Source organism: Sutcliffiella sp. NPDC057660 (assembly GCF_042800035.1).
In the GTDB taxonomy this organism is placed as follows: domain Bacteria; phylum Bacillota; class Bacilli; order Bacillales; family Bacillaceae_I; genus Sutcliffiella_A.
Genome location: NZ_JBHVHV010000006.1, coordinates 111556 through 131238, shown reverse-complemented (window position 1 = coordinate 131238; position 19683 = coordinate 111556). Strand labels below are relative to the sequence as shown.

Below are 19683 nucleotides of genomic sequence, written 5' to 3'. Positions count from 1 at the left end.
TTACTTTCCTCCTGCTGAGTAATATAGGATTTCTTCTTCATTGGTCTCTGATGTGTTAAGCTCCCGTGAAACCTCGCCATCATACAAGACATACACACGGCTGGTGATCCCCATTATCTCGGATGTTTCCGAGGATGCGTAAAGAACCGCTTTTCCGCGCCTTGCCAGATCGGCAATCAATTCGTATATATCCTTTTTTGCCCCAACATCGACTCCCTTGGTCGGTTCATCGAAAATATAGACATCAGCGTCAGTGATCAGCCACTTTCCGATCGCTATTTTCTGTTGATTTCCGCCGGAAAGATGCTGGGCAATGGCATCTGGGGAGGGGGTTTTGATTCCCAGACTCGTAATGAGTTCGGTGGCTATTTTCTTTTCCTTTTTCCGATCTAAAAAGCTGAAAAAAGAAGTGAATGTGTTCAAGGAAGCAGCCGTTAGGTTCGTCGTAACCGTTTCAGCCACAAGGATCCCTTCTTTTCTTCTTTCTTCCGGAACGAGTGCTATTCCCTTTTTCACCGCTTCATGAGGGCTTTTGAGTTGAACCTTTTTCCCTTTGATGAAAATGTCACCGGATGTAATGTCCGATAGACCGAACAGCGTCTTGCAGAGCTCTGTTTTGCCCGCTCCAACGAGCCCAGCGATACCTATGATTTCGCCCTCTGAGACTTTGATGGAAAGGTTATTCAGTTTAGTAGAATCAGAGAGATTGCTCACTTCCAGCACGGTCTGCCCAACCATGGATGGTTGTTCCGGGAATTGTTCCTCCAGCTTCTTGCCAAGCATCTGTTCCACCACGCTATTTTGAGTAGTAGCCGAGGTCACTTCCTTGGACACAAGCTTTCCATTTCGCATTACGGTGATCTCTTCGCAGAGTTCGAAAATTTCAGGCAGCCGATGAGAAATAAAGATGATGCCAACGTTTTGATTCTTTAAGTCTTCTATAATACGGAAAAGCTCCTTCGTCTCCGTCTGGCTTAATGGGGCTGTAGGTTCATCCAGAACCAAGAAGCGGCAATCCGTCGCGATGGACTTTGCGATCAGCACCATTTGTTTTTCCGCGAGAGTCAGTTCTCTGACAAGCCTTCTGGTGGATAGCCTGATGTTCAGCTTTTCCAGCACAAGGGATGCTTCCGTATGCAGCCCTCTCCAATCGATGAACTGCCTATTCTCACGGACTGTTTTTCCAAGCATGATATTTTCCCCGACCGTCAAATAGGAGACTAGTGCGGTATCCACTTCCTGATAGACCGTCTGGATGCCAAAGTCCTGTGCATCCTTTGGCGTGCGGATGGGAAGGAGATTTCCGTCAAGCGCAATTTGGCCGGTATAGTGACTGTAGGCTCCGGAGAGAACCTTCATCAGTGTGGACTTTCCTGCACCATTGGCTCCGATCAAGGCATGTACCTTACCGGTTTCCGCTGTGAAATCGACCTGACTTAATGCTTTCACTCCCGGGAATTCGATGGAGATGTTAGTCATTTGAAGTACCTGGGTGGGCATGTTGAGTCCTCCTTTCATAAAAGTAGTAAGTGAATAACGGTAGTTGTTAGAATGATTGGTAATTGTGTTAGAATGTTTGACGAAGTTGTTAGAATGGTGGCTAACTGTGTTAGAATGATTGGATTTTCTGTTAGAATGATGAAAAAAACTGTTAGAATGACCCGATTTTCCTTGTTGATATTGCTACCGTTAAGTTTGAATTCCAGCAAACTTCCCAATTCTTCTACCAAACACCAAGCTTTTTCTTGTAAACCCTTCTAATTTCCAAGAAAAGCTGCCCAAAAGTCAGATGATGACTTTACGGACAGCCCGTTCACTATGCTACTTCTGATAATGCTCCTTCAGTACCTTCATCCAGTCCTCTTCAAATGCGGAGGAGGTTCCCCAGCCTTCAATGATATCTGCGAGATTCACCATATTGACGGCTTGATCCGATTTGCGAAGCTCCTCTTGGGAAATGAGGGAGGCCTCAAGGTCATAGGTTTCCGGCGTTTCCTCGCCGGCCAGCTTCTTTGCAAGCAGTCGCAGGTTGACGGCACCAATCAGTTTCGGATCAACTGCCGCTGTGTATTTCCATGGGCTTTTTTCTGCCTGGATTTCCTGAAGATCGGCATTGGATACATCGATTCCATAGATCTTGATCTCGTCACGTCCTGCTTCCTGGATCGCGCGTGCCGCACCGATTGCGAAGGCATCCCATGTTGCGAAGATGGCGTCGATTTCACCTTTTTTATGCTTATTCAGCATTGCAGCTACGGCATTCTGGGTCTGAACGGATGTATCAGCAGCTGCCACACCGAATCGCTCCACTTCCTTGATGCCGGGATTGCCAGAAAGCGTGTCCTTATAGACTGCGTTCCGTCTTACCATTGGAGGAAAACCGTCCACCCAAAGGTAAACAATATTTGCTTCCCCATTAAAATCCTTCACCAACTGATCAAGTGCCAATTTCGCAAGTGCTTCATCGTCCTGAGAGGTCTGGGTCACTCCTGCTACAGTTCCGACATCCGGATTGGAGTCAAACGTTACGACGCTCTTGCCTGCTTCCACAAGCTTCTTTACTCCTTCTACAGTCGCGGCATCGTCCCCGTGGGAAAGGATGACCCCATCATAATCCTGAGTGACAGCCTGCTCGATTGCATCGTGGAACTTGGCGCTGTCCCCGTTTGCGGTGAATACATCCACTTCAAAACCGAGTGCTTCCCCTTCCTGCTTGGCACCTGCAAGGAATTGAGCGGTATGATCATCGCCGCCGATTTTGCGGATAACCTTGATCTTCGCACCTTCCCCATCTGCAAAGCGCTCCGGTACATTTTCAAAGGAAACCTTTTCCTTGGCTCCTGCAGTCTGTCCGGAATTCCCGGAGGAACATCCTGTTAAAAGTAGTGATAATGATAGTGTTGCGGCAAAAAATGATTTCACAATTGTTTTCTTCTTCATGTTCATGACTCCCCTTTAGGTTTTTCTATTTTTGGCCAGGGAGGAATTCTACAAAATAAAAAAACCTCCCTGAAAAGAGAGGTTTCACCGCAATATATATATCGGGATGCTCCTCTCTCATCTTTCAGAACACAGATATGTCCTGCAGGATTTAGCACCAATTCCATATGGAACGGTTGCCGGGCATCATAGGGCCAGTCCCTCCGCCACTCTCGATAAGAGAATACAACGTATATTCTATTAAAAAATTTCTAATTATCACTTTAATTGGTTGAAGCAATAATGTCAAGAATTTATTTTTCCGAAAATTTGGAGAAACCAAGGGAATTCAGCATTTAATCTGCAAAAAATAAACAAGAATTACTGGAACTGATCAGGGAAGAAGTTTAAAATCAATATAAATGAGTGGGGACAAGGGACCTGTCCCCGGAAAGGAATGGTGAACATGGACGCTGAATCCTTTTTCTCCAATAATATAAAAGCTGCACTGAAGAATAGTCCGCCTGGTGAGTGGATGCCAAATATTCCGGAGAACTGTATTCGGCTGAATTCCGGCTATCCTGCACCAGAGCTTATTCCTGATCAGGAGCTGAAGGCGGCGGTAGCGCGCCTCCTTAATGAGGAGCGGGATTTGCCTCTTCACTATCTAGGAAGTCCGCGTATCGATAAGCTGAAGGAGCAGATTCAAGATAGATTGGCGGAGCGTGGAATGCGTGTTTCCAAAGAGGAGCTATTGATCACTTCCGGTGCATGCCAGGCGATTGATTTGGTTGCCCGGATTCTCCTTGACGAGGAAGCTGTGGTTGCAATGGAAGCACCAACCTATATGGAGGCTTTGGAAATCTTCCAGAACTACACAGATCATTACATCTCCATTCCGGTTGATGAGCAGGGTCTTCAGACTGATCTACTCGAAAAAGAGCTGGCAGAAAGAAAACAGAGCGGCCTCGCTTTGCCGCGTTTCCTATACACTATCCCGACCTTTCAAAATCCTACTGGGACCACACTGACTTTAGAACGGAGAAAGCATCTGCTGGAGCTTGCATCCTCCTACAATTTCCTCATCATCGAGGACGATGCCTATGGGGAGCTTGCATTCAACGAAAGCCCCGCAACATTGAAGTCGATGGATAAAGAGGGACGGGTGCTTCATATCGGTTCCCTCTCCAAGGTCGTGGCACCTGGCATGCGGATCGGGTGGGTAGCAGCAGCGCATGATTTCATTACAGCTCAATGGTGGTTCAAAAAAGACCTCGATCATCCGTTTTCCCATAGCACGATGGCAGCTTTTCTGGAAAACACCGACTTCGAGAAGAGACTGGATATTTTGAAGGGCACTTATTCCGCAAAATGTGGGGCAATGCTCTCTGCCCTAAAGGAGAATATGCCAGAATCCGTTACATGGTATGTGCCTGAAGGAGGTTACTTTGCCTGGGTGAAGATCCCCGGAGCCGATACCGCGGAAATGCTGTCAGATGCCATGGCAGAAGGGGTGGCATACATCCCTGGAAAGCATTTTTTCCTTGATCAGGCAGAAGGAAAAGAGTACCTCCGTCTCTCATTCAGCTATGCTGGGGAAAAAGAGATAGCGGAAGGGATCAGGCGACTCGCCAAGGTAGTCAAGTAGATTGCAATAATAGAAAATGGACCGTCCGAAAAGTGGATTGCTGACTTTTCGGGCGTTTTTTTTGTCCATATTTTAATAGATTAGTCCGGCAAGCATAGTTACTTATTTTTTGAATATTAAGTATTTTATTTACAAATGTCAATCGCGTTATATATAGTAATTAATATAGGTAATAATTTGAATTTATGGAAAAAGGAGTTTCAACTTCATTTCTGGATAAAAGGAGGATCAAATGATCACACAAATAACATGCAAGGGACTCGAAAAGTCTTATAAGGGGGATGGCACAAAAACGATTGCGCTGAAAAGCACGGATTTAACTTTTCAAAAGGGGGAAATCACAGCAATCATCGGGCCATCAGGTTCTGGTAAGTCCACCCTTTTAAGCTTGCTTGGCACTTTGGACACGCCTTCAAAGGGGCAGATAACCTATGATGGAGAGGAAATTTTATCTAAACGAAAAAGCCTCATTGCAGATTTCCGCTTCCAGGAAATTGGGTTTATCTTTCAACAGTTTCATCTTTTGCCTACACTAACCGCCTTGGAAAATGTGATGACTCCTTTGTTTTCAAGAAAGGTCCCGTACAATAAACTTCATCGTGCCAAGGAGGTACTTGAACAGGTAGGCCTGGGGGACAAAGACGATTCCCTTCCTTCGCAATTATCGGGAGGCCAGCAGCAGCGCGTGGCCATTGCCAGGGCGATCGTCCATAAGCCGAGCTGGTTACTGGCAGATGAGCCTACAGGTAATCTGGACACGGAAACCGGGGAACGGATCTATGATTTATTGAAAGAACTGAATGCAAAAGAAAACTGTGGCATCGTTTTTGTGACACATGATTCGGCACTTGCTGCAAAAGCAGACCGGATCATTACGATGAAGGATGGAGCAGTAATTTCTGATTTGATGGGGAGCACGCCATGATTCGTTTCATATGGCAGAATTGGTGGAGAAGAAAGGAACGACTCATTCTACTGATCATCGGGGCATTCACTATCAGTGCGGGACTTACTTATCTTATCGGGCTATCGGAGACGAATAAAGGGACGATTGTCGATACGCTGCAACAGCGCTGGTCGGCGTCCTATGATATTGTCGTCAGGCCGGCAGGGACACAAAGTATTACAGAGGATAAGAAGCTGTTGGAACCAAATTATTTAAGCGGGCTAAATGGCGGAATAAGCATGGAGCAGTATGAAACAATCAAGGGTATTGCCGGAGTGGAGGTTGCAGCTCCGATAGCAATGATCGGTTATGCCGACTATCAGGTGACATTCGGGTATGTTGTTTTGCCCGACGATGGCATTTACAGAAGAATAAACGCTACTACCGTGGATAATGGTTTGAGTGAAGAAACGTCTGCATATCGCAACTATTTTCCTCAAAATATCTGGGACATCAACGATAAAGGGCCGGAGTATGGAGTCGGTGCCCCTCATTTGGATCTAACTGTATATTCCTATTCGCTCCTGGCTGGAATAGACCCTGAACAGGAAGCCAAGCTAGTCGGGCTGGATGGGGCGATAATGGATCTGGGCAAGAGCAGGTATTTTGAAAATGGTGATGTGCATGCATTCAATGAACAGGGTAATTATCACGAATTTCCCATTATCGTAAATCAGAAAGCCTTTGTCGATAAGGTTGAAAGCATTACGTTTGAGCGATTAGATTTACAGATCAATCATGAAAATGCAGATGAAGTGATGGAAATGGTGAAGGAAAAAGGAGGGGCCAAGTACCTCGACACCCTTGAGGGAGATGCTGTCCAGACTTTTTCCTATACGGGAGAAGAGACGTTTCATTCATTTGTCAGTAAAATGACTGGTGTGGATTGGAAAAGCGGGCAACTTGACACGGAAATGGTCCACCAGGCAAATAACGACCTTACTTCCATCGTTTTCAGGCCGACTCCACTCGAGTTTAGGGAAATTGAGAGCCCTTATGCGGATAGATGGCCTTTTTCCTATCAGATAGCACCATTTATGAATGGGGAAAATACTGTCGGTGTCTATAAGAACAGAGAGTCCTTCCGCGAACCGAAAGTAATGGCTCCTAGCTTTCTGGAACTGCCAAAAATCAAACCGAATTGGATCGGTTTCTATGATACTGGCAATCTTGCAATCTCAATGGATCCCACTAATGAACTTCCGATGGAAACCTACCGTCCGGCTACGGCAGAGTTCGTCATGGATGCAAAAGGAAATCCTGTAAATCCTCCAGCGCAATTGCAGCCTACCGGGGATCCCTACAGTTTTCTATCAGATCCGCCAGGAATGCTGACTACCATTGAGGCGGCGGAGAATCTGCTTGGCGATAAACCGATATCATCCATCCGGATAAAGGTGTCAGGTGTTTCAGGCTTGAGTGATGATAGCCAGGCAATCCTTGACAGGGTGGCAGCTGAAATTGAAGATAAAACCGGCCTAATGACGGATATCACTTTAGGTTCATCCCCGCAACTGGCTCTGACTTATATTCCGGGATTGAATGGGGAGGATGATCTTGGCTGGATTCAGCAGCCCTGGGTGAATATCGGGTCCTCCATCTCTATTTTCAGGGAAACAAAGGTAGGTTTTTCAGCGGTGCTATCCAGTGTCATTGCGGTTGCGATAGTCTATGTTTGGTCGTCAGGGATTGTCAGCCTTCTGGCAAGGCGCAAGGAATTCGCCGTATTACTTTCAGTGGGCTGGCGGACGAGCCAGCTAAGCCGACTATTATTCCTTGAATCTACCATCATCGGTTTGTTTGTCGCTTTGATATCCTGGATGATGCTCGGCTTTATCTATGTGAATACCGATTCCACCATTTCATTCTCACGATTCTTTTGGACAGGGACATTCGGTCTCATAGTCTATATCTTGGGGGCAGTGGTGCCGGTAATCCTGACAAGGAATATATCCCCTTATGAGGCGATGCGAACAGGGGAAATATCCAGTAATAGCATTCGGTTATTTCAGGCAAGAGGAATCTACCGGATGGCCTTCAATCATTTTATCGGGAAATGGAAGCGCAGCATTCTATCTGTCATCTCCATTGCACTACCGACAGCCCTCTTGGCCATGTTCCTGTATATTTCACTTCGTTTAAGGGGCATCATGTACACTTCTTTGCTTGGAGAATACGTAGCATTGGAGATCGGTCCTGCACATTATGCGGCTATTTTTATTTCCCTTCTTATTGCGATTCTGACAACAGCTGAAATTATGTGGCAAAATGTGTCTGAAAGGCGTGAGGAAATTTCCCTGCTGCAGGCGATCGGCTGGAAAAGGTGGAGTATCCGAAGGCTGATCCTGGCGGAAGGCATATTCAGCGGGTTATTTGCGGGGATTATCGGCCTTTCCTTGGCCTTTATCATGATGCTTGCCTTATATGGAGAAGTAGGGACGGAGGATATCGGATTTATTCTGGCAACCGGTCTGGTACCAGTGACAATCGGTTTGATAGGATCCATCTTCCCGGCAGAACGTGCAGTAAGAATGGTCCCTAGTCAAGGAATGAGCGGGAGTGTCACCAATAGGAAGAACGTAGAGAAGCGCTTAAAATGGACACTGCTTACAGCCTCCGCTCTAGTGGTCGGGATTTTCCTTTTTATGATGATCAAGGTTGCACCGAGGATGGAAGTGAAAGATGTGAATGCAGAAATAAAGCAGCCATTCAATCCAACAACCGGGGAGGTAGTGAAGAATGAACCTGAATCCAGTAAAGAGGACGACAATCAGGAAGCTCCCCCAAAAATAGATGGAAGTGGTGCATATGAGACTCCGGGAGGCTATGAGCTGGAATTCCCCTCTCACCAAACCAGCCTGGATACCTCATGGCGCAATATTCTATCCTATTCCGCTAAAGAGATCGATAGCCAGCTGCCTGCTGAACCGGGAATGAAAAACTTGGCGATAGAGCTTTCCTTTGAAATCCTGGAGAATACGCTTTATGAGATGAAACTGGACAAAAGCTTCTCTCTTCTTATCGGTGAAGAAACTTATCGTCCGGTTGATACAACTGTACTGGAAGCAGAGGGCTGGGATGAAGAGTATCTCAATGGATATTTAGGCGGGAAAATGCATGCGATTCTGGAATTTTCCATACCGGAGGATACCGAAAATTATGGACTGCTATTTAAAAATCGATCGATCGGGAAAGGGATCTTGATAAGGTTCGATCAACCATAATTAGACATTTTTACATCGACCCTGCAAGGTTTTCAGGTGAAATAGAAGATGGAACGTCCGAAAAGTGGTTTGCTGACTTTTCGGACGGCCTTTTTGGGGACAGGTCACCTGTCCCCACTAAAAAATATCATGCAGTTCCGTATCAGAATAGATGCTTATTAATACGACGGCTTTTCCGTCTCCTATATTTTTGACAAAATGGGGGACACTTGCATTCCAGCTGAACGAATCACCTTCTTCAAGAATATTGGAGTCCTCGCCTTGTTCTGCAAGGATTTTCCCCTCCAATACTAGGTGACTTTCCTCTCCCTCATGGGCATTCGCCTCTCCCATGGAAGCACCGGGAGGGAATTCAACCATCATCATTCGTAGCCCGCCTTTGGACGTCAAATGCTCTATTTTCAAATTGTTAAAAGTGGAGTAGGTTCGCTCCGCTTTTCTCACCACCCGCATATGCTGCTGCTTTTCCAATAATAGATAGGGAAGTGGAACTCCCAGATAATTCGATATCGTCTGCAGTGTGCTGATGGATGGAGAGGTGTTATTGTTTTCGACATTGCTGATAAAACCCTTTGATAGACCGGTGCCTTCACACATTTGAGCAATGGTTATTTTTTTTCGGTTACGTATTGCCCGAATTTTTGATCCTATTTCCATTTTCTCACCTCTAATGTTTCCTAATAAAAAACTTAATTCTATCTTAGCAAAAAAATGATTGACAATCTAGAAGGTACCTTGTTATCTTATAAGTAACAAATGTTCATATTAGAAAACAACAAACCTTTTCAAAGGGTTTTCTTTTTAACTTTAAGTTTCTTAATATGAATATATTATTCTTAATAAATAACAAAAGGAGGCGGGTGAACATGAAATCACCGATGATCTATGAGCTGCGTCAGCCGAAGAAACTTGATGCCACTAAAAAATATCCAGCCATTTTCGTATTTCATGGCATTGGCAGCAATGAACAGAATATGCTGCAACTTGTAGAAGGGTTGGAAGAGCAGTTCTACATTTTCAGTATCCGGGGACATCTTGAGCATCCACCTGGTTTCGCTTATTTCACGATACAAGGTTATGGGAGACCGCATCGGGAGGTATTCGATCAGGCGATTGTCAAGCTGACCAGCTTTATTGATTATGCGATCGAAAAGTATCCGATTGACAAAGCGCAACTATACTTGCTCGGATTCAGTCAAGGAGCCATCCTGTCGATGTCACTTGGTCTAACACTTGGGAATCGAATCAAGGGAATTGTCGCGCTAAGCGGATATATTCCAGGATTCGTGAAGGATGAATATATGATAGATCCGGTCGATCAGATGTCCTTATTCATTTCTCATGGGGAAATGGATCAGGTATTGCCTTTTGAGTGGGGAACTGCCGCTAAGGATTATTTCCAGTCGCTTGGAGCAGACGTCAGCTTCCATCCGTATCAGGCAGGACATACCGTAACAATGGAAATCCATCAGGCCTATAAGAATTGGCTACTTGATTCACTTAAGGAGGAGAAGAAAGCATGATGCCATCTTTATTTGTTGCACACGGGGCACCGTTAATTGCGATAGAGGACAATGAGTATACACAGTTCCTGAATCATCTGGGGCGGACGATGCCGAAACCAAAGGCGATTGTCTTATTTTCCGCCCACTGGGAGTCAAGGACTCAACAGGTGAGCCGTGTCGAGGAATATGACACGATTTATGATTTTGGTGCATTTCCGGATGCTTTGTTCCGTATTAAATATCCGGCAAAAGGAAATAAAGAGCTAACAAATGAAATCATGCATCTGTTCACGGACCAGGGTATTTCTTATGAGATGGACACTGAACGCGGTCTGGATCACGGTGCTTGGGTGGTTCTGAGACTGCTGTATCCAGATGCGGACATTCCGGTCATTTCGATGTCGGTCAACCCACATCTTACCCCGGAAGAGCAGTATAAAATCGGGAAATCCTTGGCGAGCCTGAGAGAACAGGATGTATTGATCATTGGCAGTGGCGGTACGGTCCATAATCTCACGAAGTTGGATTGGTCGAAAGGCGAGGGGGAAGTGAATGAGTGGGCACTCGGCTTTGATGAGTGGCTAGCCCTTCATCTGGAAAAATGGGATACAAAAGCCCTGTTCCATTACGAAAGTTTAGCACCTGATGCGGCAAAAGCAGTTCCGCCTTATGGGAACGAACACTTTGTGCCAATCTTCTATGCGATGGGTGCGGCCGATAATAAACAAGAAGCAAAATTGCTGCATCGAAGCTATCGCTATGGAAATCTGAGCCACAGTGTTTGGCAATTTGGTTGAAAATAAAAAATTTGAATGTGGAGGAATTGAAAATGATTAATAGATTAGAAGCAAGTACGTTCATGTTACGAGTAGTATTAGGAATCAGCTTTTTTGTACACGGATTGGATAAATTCCAGGGAGGGATAGGAAATGTTGCGGGATGGTTTGACAGCATCGGCCTTCCTGGCGGTTTTGCTTATGTGGTGGCACTGGTGGAACTTGTTGGTGGATTAGCGCTGGTACTAGGTTTAGGGACCAGAATTGTCGCTGCTTTTATTTCACTTCTTATGGTTGGAGCTATTGTTAAAGTGAAACTTGCAGCTGGCTTTTTGAACGGATACGAACTGGATCTGGCTTTCCTTGCGATCGCCGTATTCCTTGCCATCAACGGCAGCAAAATGCTGGCGGTTGATCAGTTGATTAGTAATTGGAAAGAGAATAGAAGCGAGAACAACCGAGCTGTGTAACCAGCTATAAGTGTCCTCGATGTGAAGGCAGGCAGGAAATGATTTATCCTGCCTGCTTTCTATATGGAAAAAAGGAGGGAAAAACATGCCTATCATCCAAATCACCATGCTAGAGGGAAGAGAACCGGAAGTGGTGGAGCAATGCATACGAAATGTCGCACAAACTGTACATGAATCACTTGGTGCACCACTTTCGACGATTCGTGTGTATGTGAATGAGATCCCAAAAAACTATTATGCGGTTGGGGATAAATTGAAAAGCGAGGAATCCAAATGAACGTCAGAGAGATTGCGGAGCTGTTGATAGAAGCAGAAGAAAGTAGACTTCCAGTGTCCTGTCTGACCGACTCGTTTCCTGATTTGGATGTCACAATGGGATATCACGTGCAGGATGAACTGATTAATATCAAAACGGACAAGGGACATAAAAGGATCGCCTTCAAAATGGGGATAACCAGCCTTGCCAAGATGAAGCAGATGAATATCAGCGAGCCTATCTACGGGACAGTGTTCGACTATATGCAGGTGCCGGACAAAGGGGAAATGGCCATCGAGGAGTTGATTCATCCGAAAGTGGAGGCGGAGATCGCCTTTATTCTTGCCGAGGATGTGGAAGGTCCGGGAATCACTGGTAAGGAAGTTCTGGATAAAACGGCAGGAATCCTACCGGCGTTTGAAATCATTGATAGCCGTTACAAGGATTTCAAATTCAGGCTTTCCGATGTCATTGCGGATAACACTTCTGCGTCAAGGGTTGTCTTTGGGGACACGGTTTTTGACACTGGCCAATTTGATATGGAAAAAGGCAGGGTTTCTTTATTTATCAATGGTGAGTTGAAGGCGGAAGGCACAAGTGATGCAGTGCTGGAAAACCCGGCAAACTCGGTAGCCATGCTTGCCAATATGCTATACGCACATGGAAAAGGGAAAATACCGAAAGGCTCCATCATCCTGACTGGCGGAATCACAGAAGCGATCCGGTTAACGAAGGGTGATCATGTGATTTCCACATTTGATGGCATGGGGGAGATTTCGTTTTTGGTAAGGTGAGTGGGGCCAGGCCCCGTGTCCCAATGTTTATTTAAGGGACGTGGGACCTGTCCCTTTGCTGCTCCTAAAGTAGTTTGATGAAATATGACAAATGTCTTAAAAAAAGTGAAAGCGGGAGAAAGTTTAATAGATGTTTTATATTTTCCTTATTATTATATGAATTTGGGAAAATAGGAGATTTCCTGGCTGAGATATAATGTAGCAGAGCGCTCATAATCTAGTTAAAGGAAGTGTGTTTGTGAAGAAGCTATTAATCTTGTCTCTATCCCTGGCTTTTACTTTAGTCCTATTAGGATTCAGTAGTGGTGATGCCCAAGCTAAAGAAACCGATGAATTCACTCTTAATGAGATTCAACAAATTCTGCAAGATTACTTCAGTGAAAATGATCTCGAGCTGGAGGTCGGCTCTCAGGATTACGTGGAATATTTACTCCTTCAATTGCTTGATAAACATGATGAGAAACTATCAAAGCACCCCCAATATGACATGATCCATTACTATATGGGTGAATATCTTTACCTATTGGACCAACACCAAGGTGAAGGTGGATATATGGGAAATGACTCTTGGAGATTTAAAGAATAAGATTGAATTGCGGAATAAGGCGGAGGAATTCGAGCAGGTACTGAATGAATCCCAACCTATTGAGCCACAATTCTCCGTTATGTCCACATACAACAGAACGAAAGTAGCCGATTATGCAAAGCAATATGCAACAAGAACCAATTCAGCCTACAAGCGTTACAATTTAAATTGTACAAACTTTGTGTCACAGGCAATCTATGCAGGTGGAAAGACGGAAACGAAACCGTCCACAGTGAAAAATGGCATAACAGAAACAACAAGCTATTGGTATAATGATAATTACTATGAATGTACGGGTTCTAATAGCTGCTACTGGCGTGATAAAATTTCAACGTCCTGGATAAGGGTAACAGACTTTTATTCCTATTGGACCAAAAAAGGGATGTCCGCTACAACGAGTACGAGCAAGAGTACCATCATCAGTAACGCAAATGTGGGAGATATCATCCAATTCAAAAACAGCAGTGGTTGGTACCATTCGGTTGTCGTCAATAGAAAAGCGAACGGTACAGTCTATATTTCTTCCAATACGAGTGATTATTATGACCAGGACTTCAAAAATAGAGGAAATGATTCACTAAGCTTTCGAGTCATTAATATCAAATAACAGATCAGAAAAGTGTTGATTATTACTTAGGGGGATTTACAATGAAAAAAAAGCTGATTTTCTTCCTGCTGGCTGCGTCTATGTTTTTGCTTATCTGGATAGTCTTTTCGGTCAATCAGCCTCCTAAGTGGATCGGCTATTCCCAAGACGGGCAATGGAAAGCAGACTATAATGAAGAGTCCAATGCTCCTAAGGGAGATTGGATCGGTTATTTATATTTGGAGCGAGAAAAGGAAGCCAAACTTCTCGGGGCAGAGTTGAGGAAGAACGGTGAGCTTATCCATCAGTTGGAAAACTCTGGTGAAGTATTGACAAAAGAAAAAAATAAAATCAATTATATCCATAGCTGGGAGTCGATGTTCAAGGATAGTGGAGACAAGCTGCAATTAAAGATTTTCTGGGAGGATGAGAATGGTGAGCACGATGCCACTATTAATTTGTCCCCTGAAAAACGATTCTTTGTTGTTCCAAATTTTTTGAAGTAGTAGTTCTCTATCTGTTATGGAATGTTTCAGACTAAGCCTATAAACAGAGTCCCTGCTATAGGGGACTCTATTTATATTTATATTTCCATCAGCAGGCAAATTTCCATCAGTTGGCTCCCTGTTTGAAGGGAAGCTGGTTTTTTGATGTCGTTTTCTAATTTTTCGATAAATTCCATACCTTTATGACGCTGTCCCAGGCGAAATAAGAACTTTGCATCAGATAGGAAAATGGCGATTTCCTCCGCTTTCGGATCTATCTTTAACAGGCTTTGCGCAGCTTGTGTATAGAGATTTCCGAGCATCGAGAAATCTTCCAGCTTCTTTGACAGAGCGATGGCTTCTTTCGCAATTTCGATAGAGTGGCTATAATCCTCCTTAATAAAAAGGAGCTTGGAAAGGTTAAAATATACCTTCAGTCTAAACTTCTGATAAGTTTCGAGCGGTATATCCGCTTCTATTATTTCCTGATAATTATGAAGGGCTTCTGCAATCTGGCCGTTCTCAGTGAGGATATTAGCAATCACATTCTTGATTTTCAAATCCTGGAATTGCACCCTGTTGATTTCTTTGCTGTCAACAAGCAGATAAAGCTGGTCCACACATTCCCGCCAACTCATTAATCCCCTTAATTGGGCGGCCCGGTAATAATGCCAATCAATAAATTGATTGAACTTACCGCCTAAATTCCTCTTCTTTCTTAATATACGTTCAAAATTGGTGATTTCATAGAGCTCTGTATAATCCTTCTGAATCAGGATCTGTTCAATCTTGCTCATGGTTTCGGTGATATAGGCTTCATTAAGTCTGGCAGAAGGCTGAAAGAAGTAATCCATTGTTACATTCAGCCGGAGTGAAAGATAATAGAGAGTATCAACGCTAGGATAGGCACGACCGCTTTCAATGCTGCTGATGGTAGTCTGGCAGCATATACCGTCTGCGAGTTCTTTCTGGGACAGTAGCCTTCTTTTTCGCAGCCGTTTGATTTCTTCCCCGAGTTCTTTACTACTGATCATTTCTTTTCCCCCTCCACAAAAAATGACAAATGTCTTATTTTGAGAAAAAATACATAAAAATCTGGAGAAAATCATCCATTTTATAAGTAAATTGGCTCCTAATTCAAAACGCATCAAAATTCTGACTATACTATAATCATACTAGAATCTACTACAAATTAGGAGGAAGAAAAATGAAAAAATTTGCTGTTGTTATATTGTTGGGTGTGCTGTTTCTCAGTCAAAGTGAATGGTCACCTTTTGTAACGGATTATTCTACTCATGTTGCTGCACATAAGGGGAAAAACTCCCCAAATGACCCTACTCTACCTTCTGAAGATTGATTTGACGCATGACATTGATATGCAGTTTACAATCAGTAACCGCGGAACTGATTGAAACTTCATATACATGAATTATGTAGTACTTACTTCTTGGAAACGAATTATTTTGACACTACATATTCGCCATACAAAATGATTGAATGGGGGATTGTAAGTATGAAAAGAAAGTTGTCACTAATTGTTACAAGTTGTGCATTGGCCTTCAGTATCTTCAGTTTTTCCGGTGGTAAAGCAAGTGCTGCGTCCGATTCAAATACTGTGAATATGCCGACCGGTTACGGATCGCTCACTTCCAATGCATGGAGGTCCGGTCTTACGATAAGCGGAAACACTTATCAGTTTGAATATCAGACATCCGCTGTTTACTCAGGTTCCAAATCTGTGGACTGGATCAGAACCAGCTGGGAAGCATGTGCGTCCCTGAGAAACAGTGCTTCCATGTCCATCGGAATCTCAAACGATGGGGTAAGTGCCGGTTCAAGCAGCTCCTGGCAGAATGTGTGTAAAGGTGCCTACTGGCAGAATTCCAATGGGGCAAAAGGAGCCTATTCCGAACGCAGAAATGCCGTAATCAAGCCAAGGGCCGATTACAGAAGCGGTACGGTTTCCATTCAGAATGAAGCAAAAGTGAAAGTTGTCGGAGATGCAAGATCCTGGTCGGTGAATGCATCGGTATAAACTATTAATCTAGGAAACACATCTGAGGATGGAGTCTGGAGCTTGTTGGGGAAAACATCTCCAAGCTGATCCAGGCTCCTCTTTTATGGAGGTATTCTGATGAAAAGGCATGTTGTGCTGTGGTTGCTTCTTGCAGGATATCTGTTTGGCTGCGATATTGCATCCACAGAATCACTGGAGCAAAAAGGCTGTAAGGAAGAGGATTGCATGCTTGTCTATGATGGGGTGGAATACCATACCTATGACAAAGAGCTGATGGCCAGAACCGGGAAGATAAATGATAAGGAAAATGAGTTTCAATACAGGCTTTATAATAACGATGAATATATCACTTCCGGAAATTCGATCACCAATCAGTTCCGGATCATGAAAAGGGTAAAGGAGCAATTGGAAACGGTGTACAAGCACAATAACGACGAGGAGGGAATCTTCCCTTTTGCCGTTGTTGACGACCGATACATATTTTCGGTAATGGACTATTCCAATGATAGCCAAAAGTTTGTTGGCTTATTTTATTTAAACGAAAAAAACAAGCTGGAAAAGTTGCAAACGGCCCAGAATGAGCAGACTGAAAAAATATTTGGAATCGGCATATCAGCTGGGAACAACGTTTATACATTACTGTTTGAGAATGGCCTGCAGAATCTGTACCGAACCAACCAATCGCTTACGGAATTTGACCTGGTGGCAGAGGAAGTCAATCAAAATATCAGCACCTATCAAGAAGAAGTATGCTATGTAAAGTCACAAAGCATGTATTGCGGAGATGAATTGCTGAGTGAATTTAAAGATGGAGTAGCATTGGCATGGGTGGTGAATGACAAATATATCCTGTCAGTGGATGACACAGGGAACTATCAGCTTATGGATATAGAAGGGAAAAAGATCCGTGTATCCGGGGAAGGTTTTATCGGATTTGAAGAAAAACCTTCCGAACTGCTGATATTCAGCGACGGAAAGCTGGAAAAAGTGGAGGGATAGGTCATGAAAGCCAAGCTTGAACTGAAAGGAATCACTAAAAAATTCAGGCATGCGGTTTTGGAGGATTGTCATTTCCTCTTCCGGCAAAACGGTCTGTATGCCATCTACGGAATAAGCGGAAGCGGAAAATCCACCCTGCTGAACATTATTGCAGGCTTCGAAGCCCCTGATAGCGGAGAGGTTATTTCAGATAATATGGGCTTGGAGTATGTCATGCAGGATCATATGCTATTGAACAATGTAACAGTGAAAGAAAATCTATATATTAAGCTGAATCTGACAGAACACCATATCCGTGAATATGATGGAATCATCCACCAGGTCTGCAGTCAATTGAGGATTGAAAGGCTGATAGATGAAAAGGTTTCGGTTCTTTCAGGCGGTGAGAGGCAAAGGGTTTCACTGGCAAGGGCATTGATTAACACACCGGATATCATCCTGTTGGACGAACCTACCGCAAGTATCGACCATGAGCTGAAAAGGGAATTACTTCACTTGCTGATGGAGCTTTCAAAGGACCGCCTCATTCTTGTGACCACCCATGATCCTCTCGTGAAGGAACATGCAGATACCACGCTATTCCTGGAAAGAGGGAAGTTCTATGAACAAGAAATTAGTTGTTGACATACTGCGTAAAAAAACACATCACTTTCTCAATATTTCATTGGTTATCATGATAGTCTCGCTTACAATGATCAATTTCATGTCTCTCTACATGATCAATCAATACGAGATGATTAACAGGGACTACTTAACCAATAACAACGTGAAGGTCATTCATGTAAATGGAAAGGCTGAAGGTTCTTCCACGGGTTCGATAGTTCCGGCTGATGGTGAAGCCATCAATGAATTGTTGAAGGCGGAAAATCTCAAAGAGGAGGCAAAAGCTTATCCCGTCTATATTCTCCCAACCATTTTCGACGAAAAGATGGAAATCGGATATTCGGTAATGGGGGTCAGTGAGGAATTGGCTTTTCTGATCAGCGATGGCTGCACGTTGAAGGACGATAGCATTTGTATAAAAGGTCCCGCACAAGATCGGATGGAAATCAACATACCCATAATCGAGGAAAAGGATGGCGGCTACTCCTCGGAGAATGTAATAGCCATGACCTTGACTGCAGAAAATGGGGCAACTAATGAGAATTCCATACTCATCCATTCCATTCCCGGCAACAATCAGGCTTATATGAACGAAGAACAGTCATTGAAAATGCTGGAGAGGATGTTCGAGAACTCTTCCAACAGCTTTGACTACATAAAAGAGACACAGCTGGATAAGGTGATAGTCTATGTGAAAGACATCAAGGATGTGGATAACGTAGGAACGCTTTTAAAAGAAAAGGGATACTTCACCAGTTATACATTCAATAGCTTCGAGAATTTCTCTGTGAACATCAGCGCCATGCAAATGATCCTGATAATTCTTGGTGTCATCTTTGTACTAACTTCCATCGTAACGGCGGTCCTGCTCTTGATTAACTTCATCCGTATCCAGAAGAAAGAAATGGCCATCCTCAAGCTGAACGGATACCGAACCGAGGATGTCATCAGCATCTACACGAAACTGATTGCCGGCACACTTCAAAAGGTGTTTATCATTTCCCTTTTCATCTTTCTCATCAGCTTCCTCTTCGAGTTCATGCCAAACAACTGGAGCCGTTTTCTGCTTGTAATCGGCATGGATCTATTCATTCTTCTCCTGACGCTATTGATCGTTTATATCATGGGAATCAGGAAAATCGGACGACTGGATATGATGGAATTGTTGAAGAAAGGAAAGGAGTTCGAATAGGTATTACAATCCGACAAAGTAATTTAGAAATTTGTCGGTTTCACTCACCACACTAAAGCTTATGAGGAGGGAGCTCTGTAAGTAAAGCAAAGCGGCAGAGCAGGTAAGATTCTATGTTCCGGTGGTTTGAAATGGGACGGGCAAGAGCACGCTGAGGCTGTTGTGCAAAAAAATGAAGCGGTCAATATGGGAGTCCCCGAGAAGGGTGGACCCTTCATAAAATAGACAGGCTGCTGATTGTCACCACTGCTTTTCATATGAAAAGGCTATACCTGACGCTGAAAACCTATATGCAGCCATGGATCAGCTTCACCCTCTGACCGGTTAATGACCTTACAATACGTCCTGATAACTGGTATGAGAGTGAAATGGGGAGAAAGCTGGCGGAGGCAGAGGCGAGGAAAATCATTATGTATGTCAAACAGGGAGCTTTGGTGGATAAAGAATTTTCCATGTAAGTCACTTTTTTAGTGGAAAAGTGACTTATATTTACTTCATTTAAAAATACCTGTTTCTTTTATCCTGCCATCCACTTTTACTTCATATTTGGATTAGCATAAAATATAAATATATTTAAATTCTTTTTGGTCAAATTACTTGAGTTGAATTTCAGGCCAAGTCCAAGAGGATCCAGCTTTGTTTTCTGTATAGTATCCAGAAGGGAATAGACCTCTGTT

The 19683-nt window shown here is 43.9% G+C and carries 20 protein-coding genes and 1 riboswitch; of the genes, 16 read left to right on the top strand and 4 right to left on the bottom strand.

Features of this window, described 5'->3' with window-relative positions:
- Both ACFVAD_RS08125 and ACFVAD_RS08120 read right to left on the bottom strand, forming a co-directional pair.
- A complete protein-coding gene (locus tag ACFVAD_RS08125; RefSeq protein ID WP_386637942.1) occupies positions 1 to 1500 on the bottom strand; it encodes a sugar ABC transporter ATP-binding protein in 1500 nt (499 codons plus the stop codon).
- A gap of 321 nt (positions 1501 to 1821) precedes the next feature.
- Entirely contained in the window at positions 1822 to 2940 is a 1119-nt protein-coding gene (locus tag ACFVAD_RS08120; protein ID WP_386637939.1) for a sugar ABC transporter substrate-binding protein, read from the bottom strand.
- 114 nt (positions 2941 to 3054) lie between these two features.
- Positions 3055 to 3162, bottom strand: a riboswitch (SAM riboswitch).
- A gap of 223 nt (positions 3163 to 3385) precedes the next feature.
- On the opposite strand from ACFVAD_RS08120, the gene ACFVAD_RS08115 reads away from it, so the two are divergent.
- The 3 genes from ACFVAD_RS08115 to ACFVAD_RS08105 all read left to right on the top strand — a co-directional run bounded on the left by ACFVAD_RS08115 (position 3386) and on the right by ACFVAD_RS08105 (position 8737).
- Positions 3386 to 4567 (top strand): aminotransferase-like domain-containing protein, encoded by a 1182-nt coding sequence (locus ACFVAD_RS08115; protein WP_386637936.1) that lies wholly within the window; start codon positions 3386 to 3388, stop codon positions 4565 to 4567.
- 232 nt (positions 4568 to 4799) lie between these two features.
- Complete coding sequence (locus ACFVAD_RS08110; RefSeq protein WP_386637934.1) at positions 4800 to 5492, top strand: ABC transporter ATP-binding protein; 693 nt, start codon at positions 4800 to 4802, stop codon at positions 5490 to 5492.
- Positions 5489 to 8737, top strand: coding sequence for an ABC transporter permease (locus ACFVAD_RS08105; protein WP_386637931.1), 3249 nt, complete (start codon positions 5489 to 5491; stop codon positions 8735 to 8737). Before ACFVAD_RS08110 ends, ACFVAD_RS08105 begins: the two co-directional genes overlap by 4 nt.
- 117 nt (positions 8738 to 8854) lie before the next feature.
- On the opposite strand, the gene ACFVAD_RS08100 is transcribed toward ACFVAD_RS08105, so the two are convergent.
- Positions 8855 to 9394: a cupin domain-containing protein gene (locus ACFVAD_RS08100; RefSeq protein ID WP_386637929.1), complete on the bottom strand. Its 540-nt coding sequence runs from the start codon at positions 9392 to 9394 to the stop codon at positions 8855 to 8857.
- 209 nt (positions 9395 to 9603) lie between these two features.
- Here ACFVAD_RS08100 and ACFVAD_RS08095 point away from each other — a divergent pair, with 209 nt between their 5' ends.
- The 8 genes from ACFVAD_RS08095 to ACFVAD_RS08060 all read left to right on the top strand — a co-directional run bounded on the left by ACFVAD_RS08095 (position 9604) and on the right by ACFVAD_RS08060 (position 14216).
- A complete protein-coding gene (locus ACFVAD_RS08095; protein WP_386637926.1) occupies positions 9604 to 10260 on the top strand; it encodes an alpha/beta hydrolase in 657 nt (218 codons plus the stop codon).
- Complete coding sequence (locus ACFVAD_RS08090) at positions 10257 to 11039, top strand: DODA-type extradiol aromatic ring-opening family dioxygenase (RefSeq protein WP_386637923.1); 783 nt, start codon at positions 10257 to 10259, stop codon at positions 11037 to 11039. The genes ACFVAD_RS08095 and ACFVAD_RS08090 overlap by 4 nt, the downstream gene beginning before the upstream one ends.
- Positions 11040 to 11071: 32 nt before the next feature.
- On the top strand, positions 11072 to 11488 hold the full coding sequence (locus ACFVAD_RS08085; protein WP_386637920.1) for a DoxX family protein: 417 nt from the start codon (positions 11072 to 11074) through the stop codon (positions 11486 to 11488).
- Between the two features lie 85 nt (positions 11489 to 11573).
- Positions 11574 to 11765 carry a 2-hydroxymuconate tautomerase gene (locus ACFVAD_RS08080; RefSeq protein WP_386637917.1) on the top strand — a complete coding sequence of 64 codons (192 nt, stop codon included), beginning with the start codon at positions 11574 to 11576 and terminating at the stop codon, positions 11763 to 11765.
- Complete coding sequence (locus ACFVAD_RS08075; RefSeq protein WP_386637914.1) at positions 11762 to 12538, top strand: 2-keto-4-pentenoate hydratase; 777 nt, start codon at positions 11762 to 11764, stop codon at positions 12536 to 12538. Before ACFVAD_RS08080 ends, ACFVAD_RS08075 begins: the two co-directional genes overlap by 4 nt.
- Positions 12539 to 12776: 238 nt before the next feature.
- Positions 12777 to 13124 carry a hypothetical protein gene (locus ACFVAD_RS08070; RefSeq protein ID WP_386637911.1) on the top strand — a complete coding sequence of 116 codons (348 nt, stop codon included), beginning with the start codon at positions 12777 to 12779 and terminating at the stop codon, positions 13122 to 13124.
- Positions 13099 to 13731 carry an amidase domain-containing protein gene (locus ACFVAD_RS08065; protein WP_386637908.1) on the top strand — a complete coding sequence of 211 codons (633 nt, stop codon included), beginning with the start codon at positions 13099 to 13101 and terminating at the stop codon, positions 13729 to 13731. Before ACFVAD_RS08070 ends, ACFVAD_RS08065 begins: the two co-directional genes overlap by 26 nt.
- A gap of 41 nt (positions 13732 to 13772) precedes the next feature.
- The gene (locus tag ACFVAD_RS08060) at positions 13773 to 14216 is read left to right on the top strand and encodes a hypothetical protein (RefSeq protein ID WP_386637905.1); all 444 of its coding nucleotides are present in this window, start codon (positions 13773 to 13775) and stop codon (positions 14214 to 14216) included.
- Positions 14217 to 14293: 77 nt separating this feature from the next.
- Here ACFVAD_RS08060 and ACFVAD_RS08055 read toward each other — a convergent pair whose 3' ends face one another.
- Positions 14294 to 15229 (bottom strand): helix-turn-helix domain-containing protein, encoded by a 936-nt coding sequence (locus ACFVAD_RS08055; RefSeq protein WP_386637902.1) that lies wholly within the window; start codon positions 15227 to 15229, stop codon positions 14294 to 14296.
- Between the two features lie 173 nt (positions 15230 to 15402).
- Here ACFVAD_RS08055 and ACFVAD_RS08050 point away from each other — a divergent pair, with 173 nt between their 5' ends.
- The 5 genes from ACFVAD_RS08050 to ACFVAD_RS08030 all read left to right on the top strand — a co-directional run bounded on the left by ACFVAD_RS08050 (position 15403) and on the right by ACFVAD_RS08030 (position 19006).
- A complete protein-coding gene (locus ACFVAD_RS08050; RefSeq protein WP_386637899.1) occupies positions 15403 to 15552 on the top strand; it encodes a hypothetical protein in 150 nt (49 codons plus the stop codon).
- 156 nt (positions 15553 to 15708) lie between these two features.
- Positions 15709 to 16230, top strand: coding sequence for a hypothetical protein (locus ACFVAD_RS08045; RefSeq protein WP_386637897.1), 522 nt, complete (start codon positions 15709 to 15711; stop codon positions 16228 to 16230).
- Between the two features lie 99 nt (positions 16231 to 16329).
- Positions 16330 to 17211, top strand: coding sequence for a hypothetical protein (locus ACFVAD_RS08040; protein WP_386637896.1), 882 nt, complete (start codon positions 16330 to 16332; stop codon positions 17209 to 17211).
- 3 nt (positions 17212 to 17214) lie between these two features.
- Positions 17215 to 17835, top strand: a complete 621-nt coding sequence (locus ACFVAD_RS08035; RefSeq protein WP_386637894.1) for an ATP-binding cassette domain-containing protein — start codon at positions 17215 to 17217, stop codon at positions 17833 to 17835.
- The gene (locus ACFVAD_RS08030; RefSeq protein WP_386637892.1) at positions 17813 to 19006 is read left to right on the top strand and encodes an ABC transporter permease family protein; all 1194 of its coding nucleotides are present in this window, start codon (positions 17813 to 17815) and stop codon (positions 19004 to 19006) included. The genes ACFVAD_RS08035 and ACFVAD_RS08030 overlap by 23 nt, the downstream gene beginning before the upstream one ends.
- Positions 19007 to 19683: the final 677 nt, after the last annotated feature.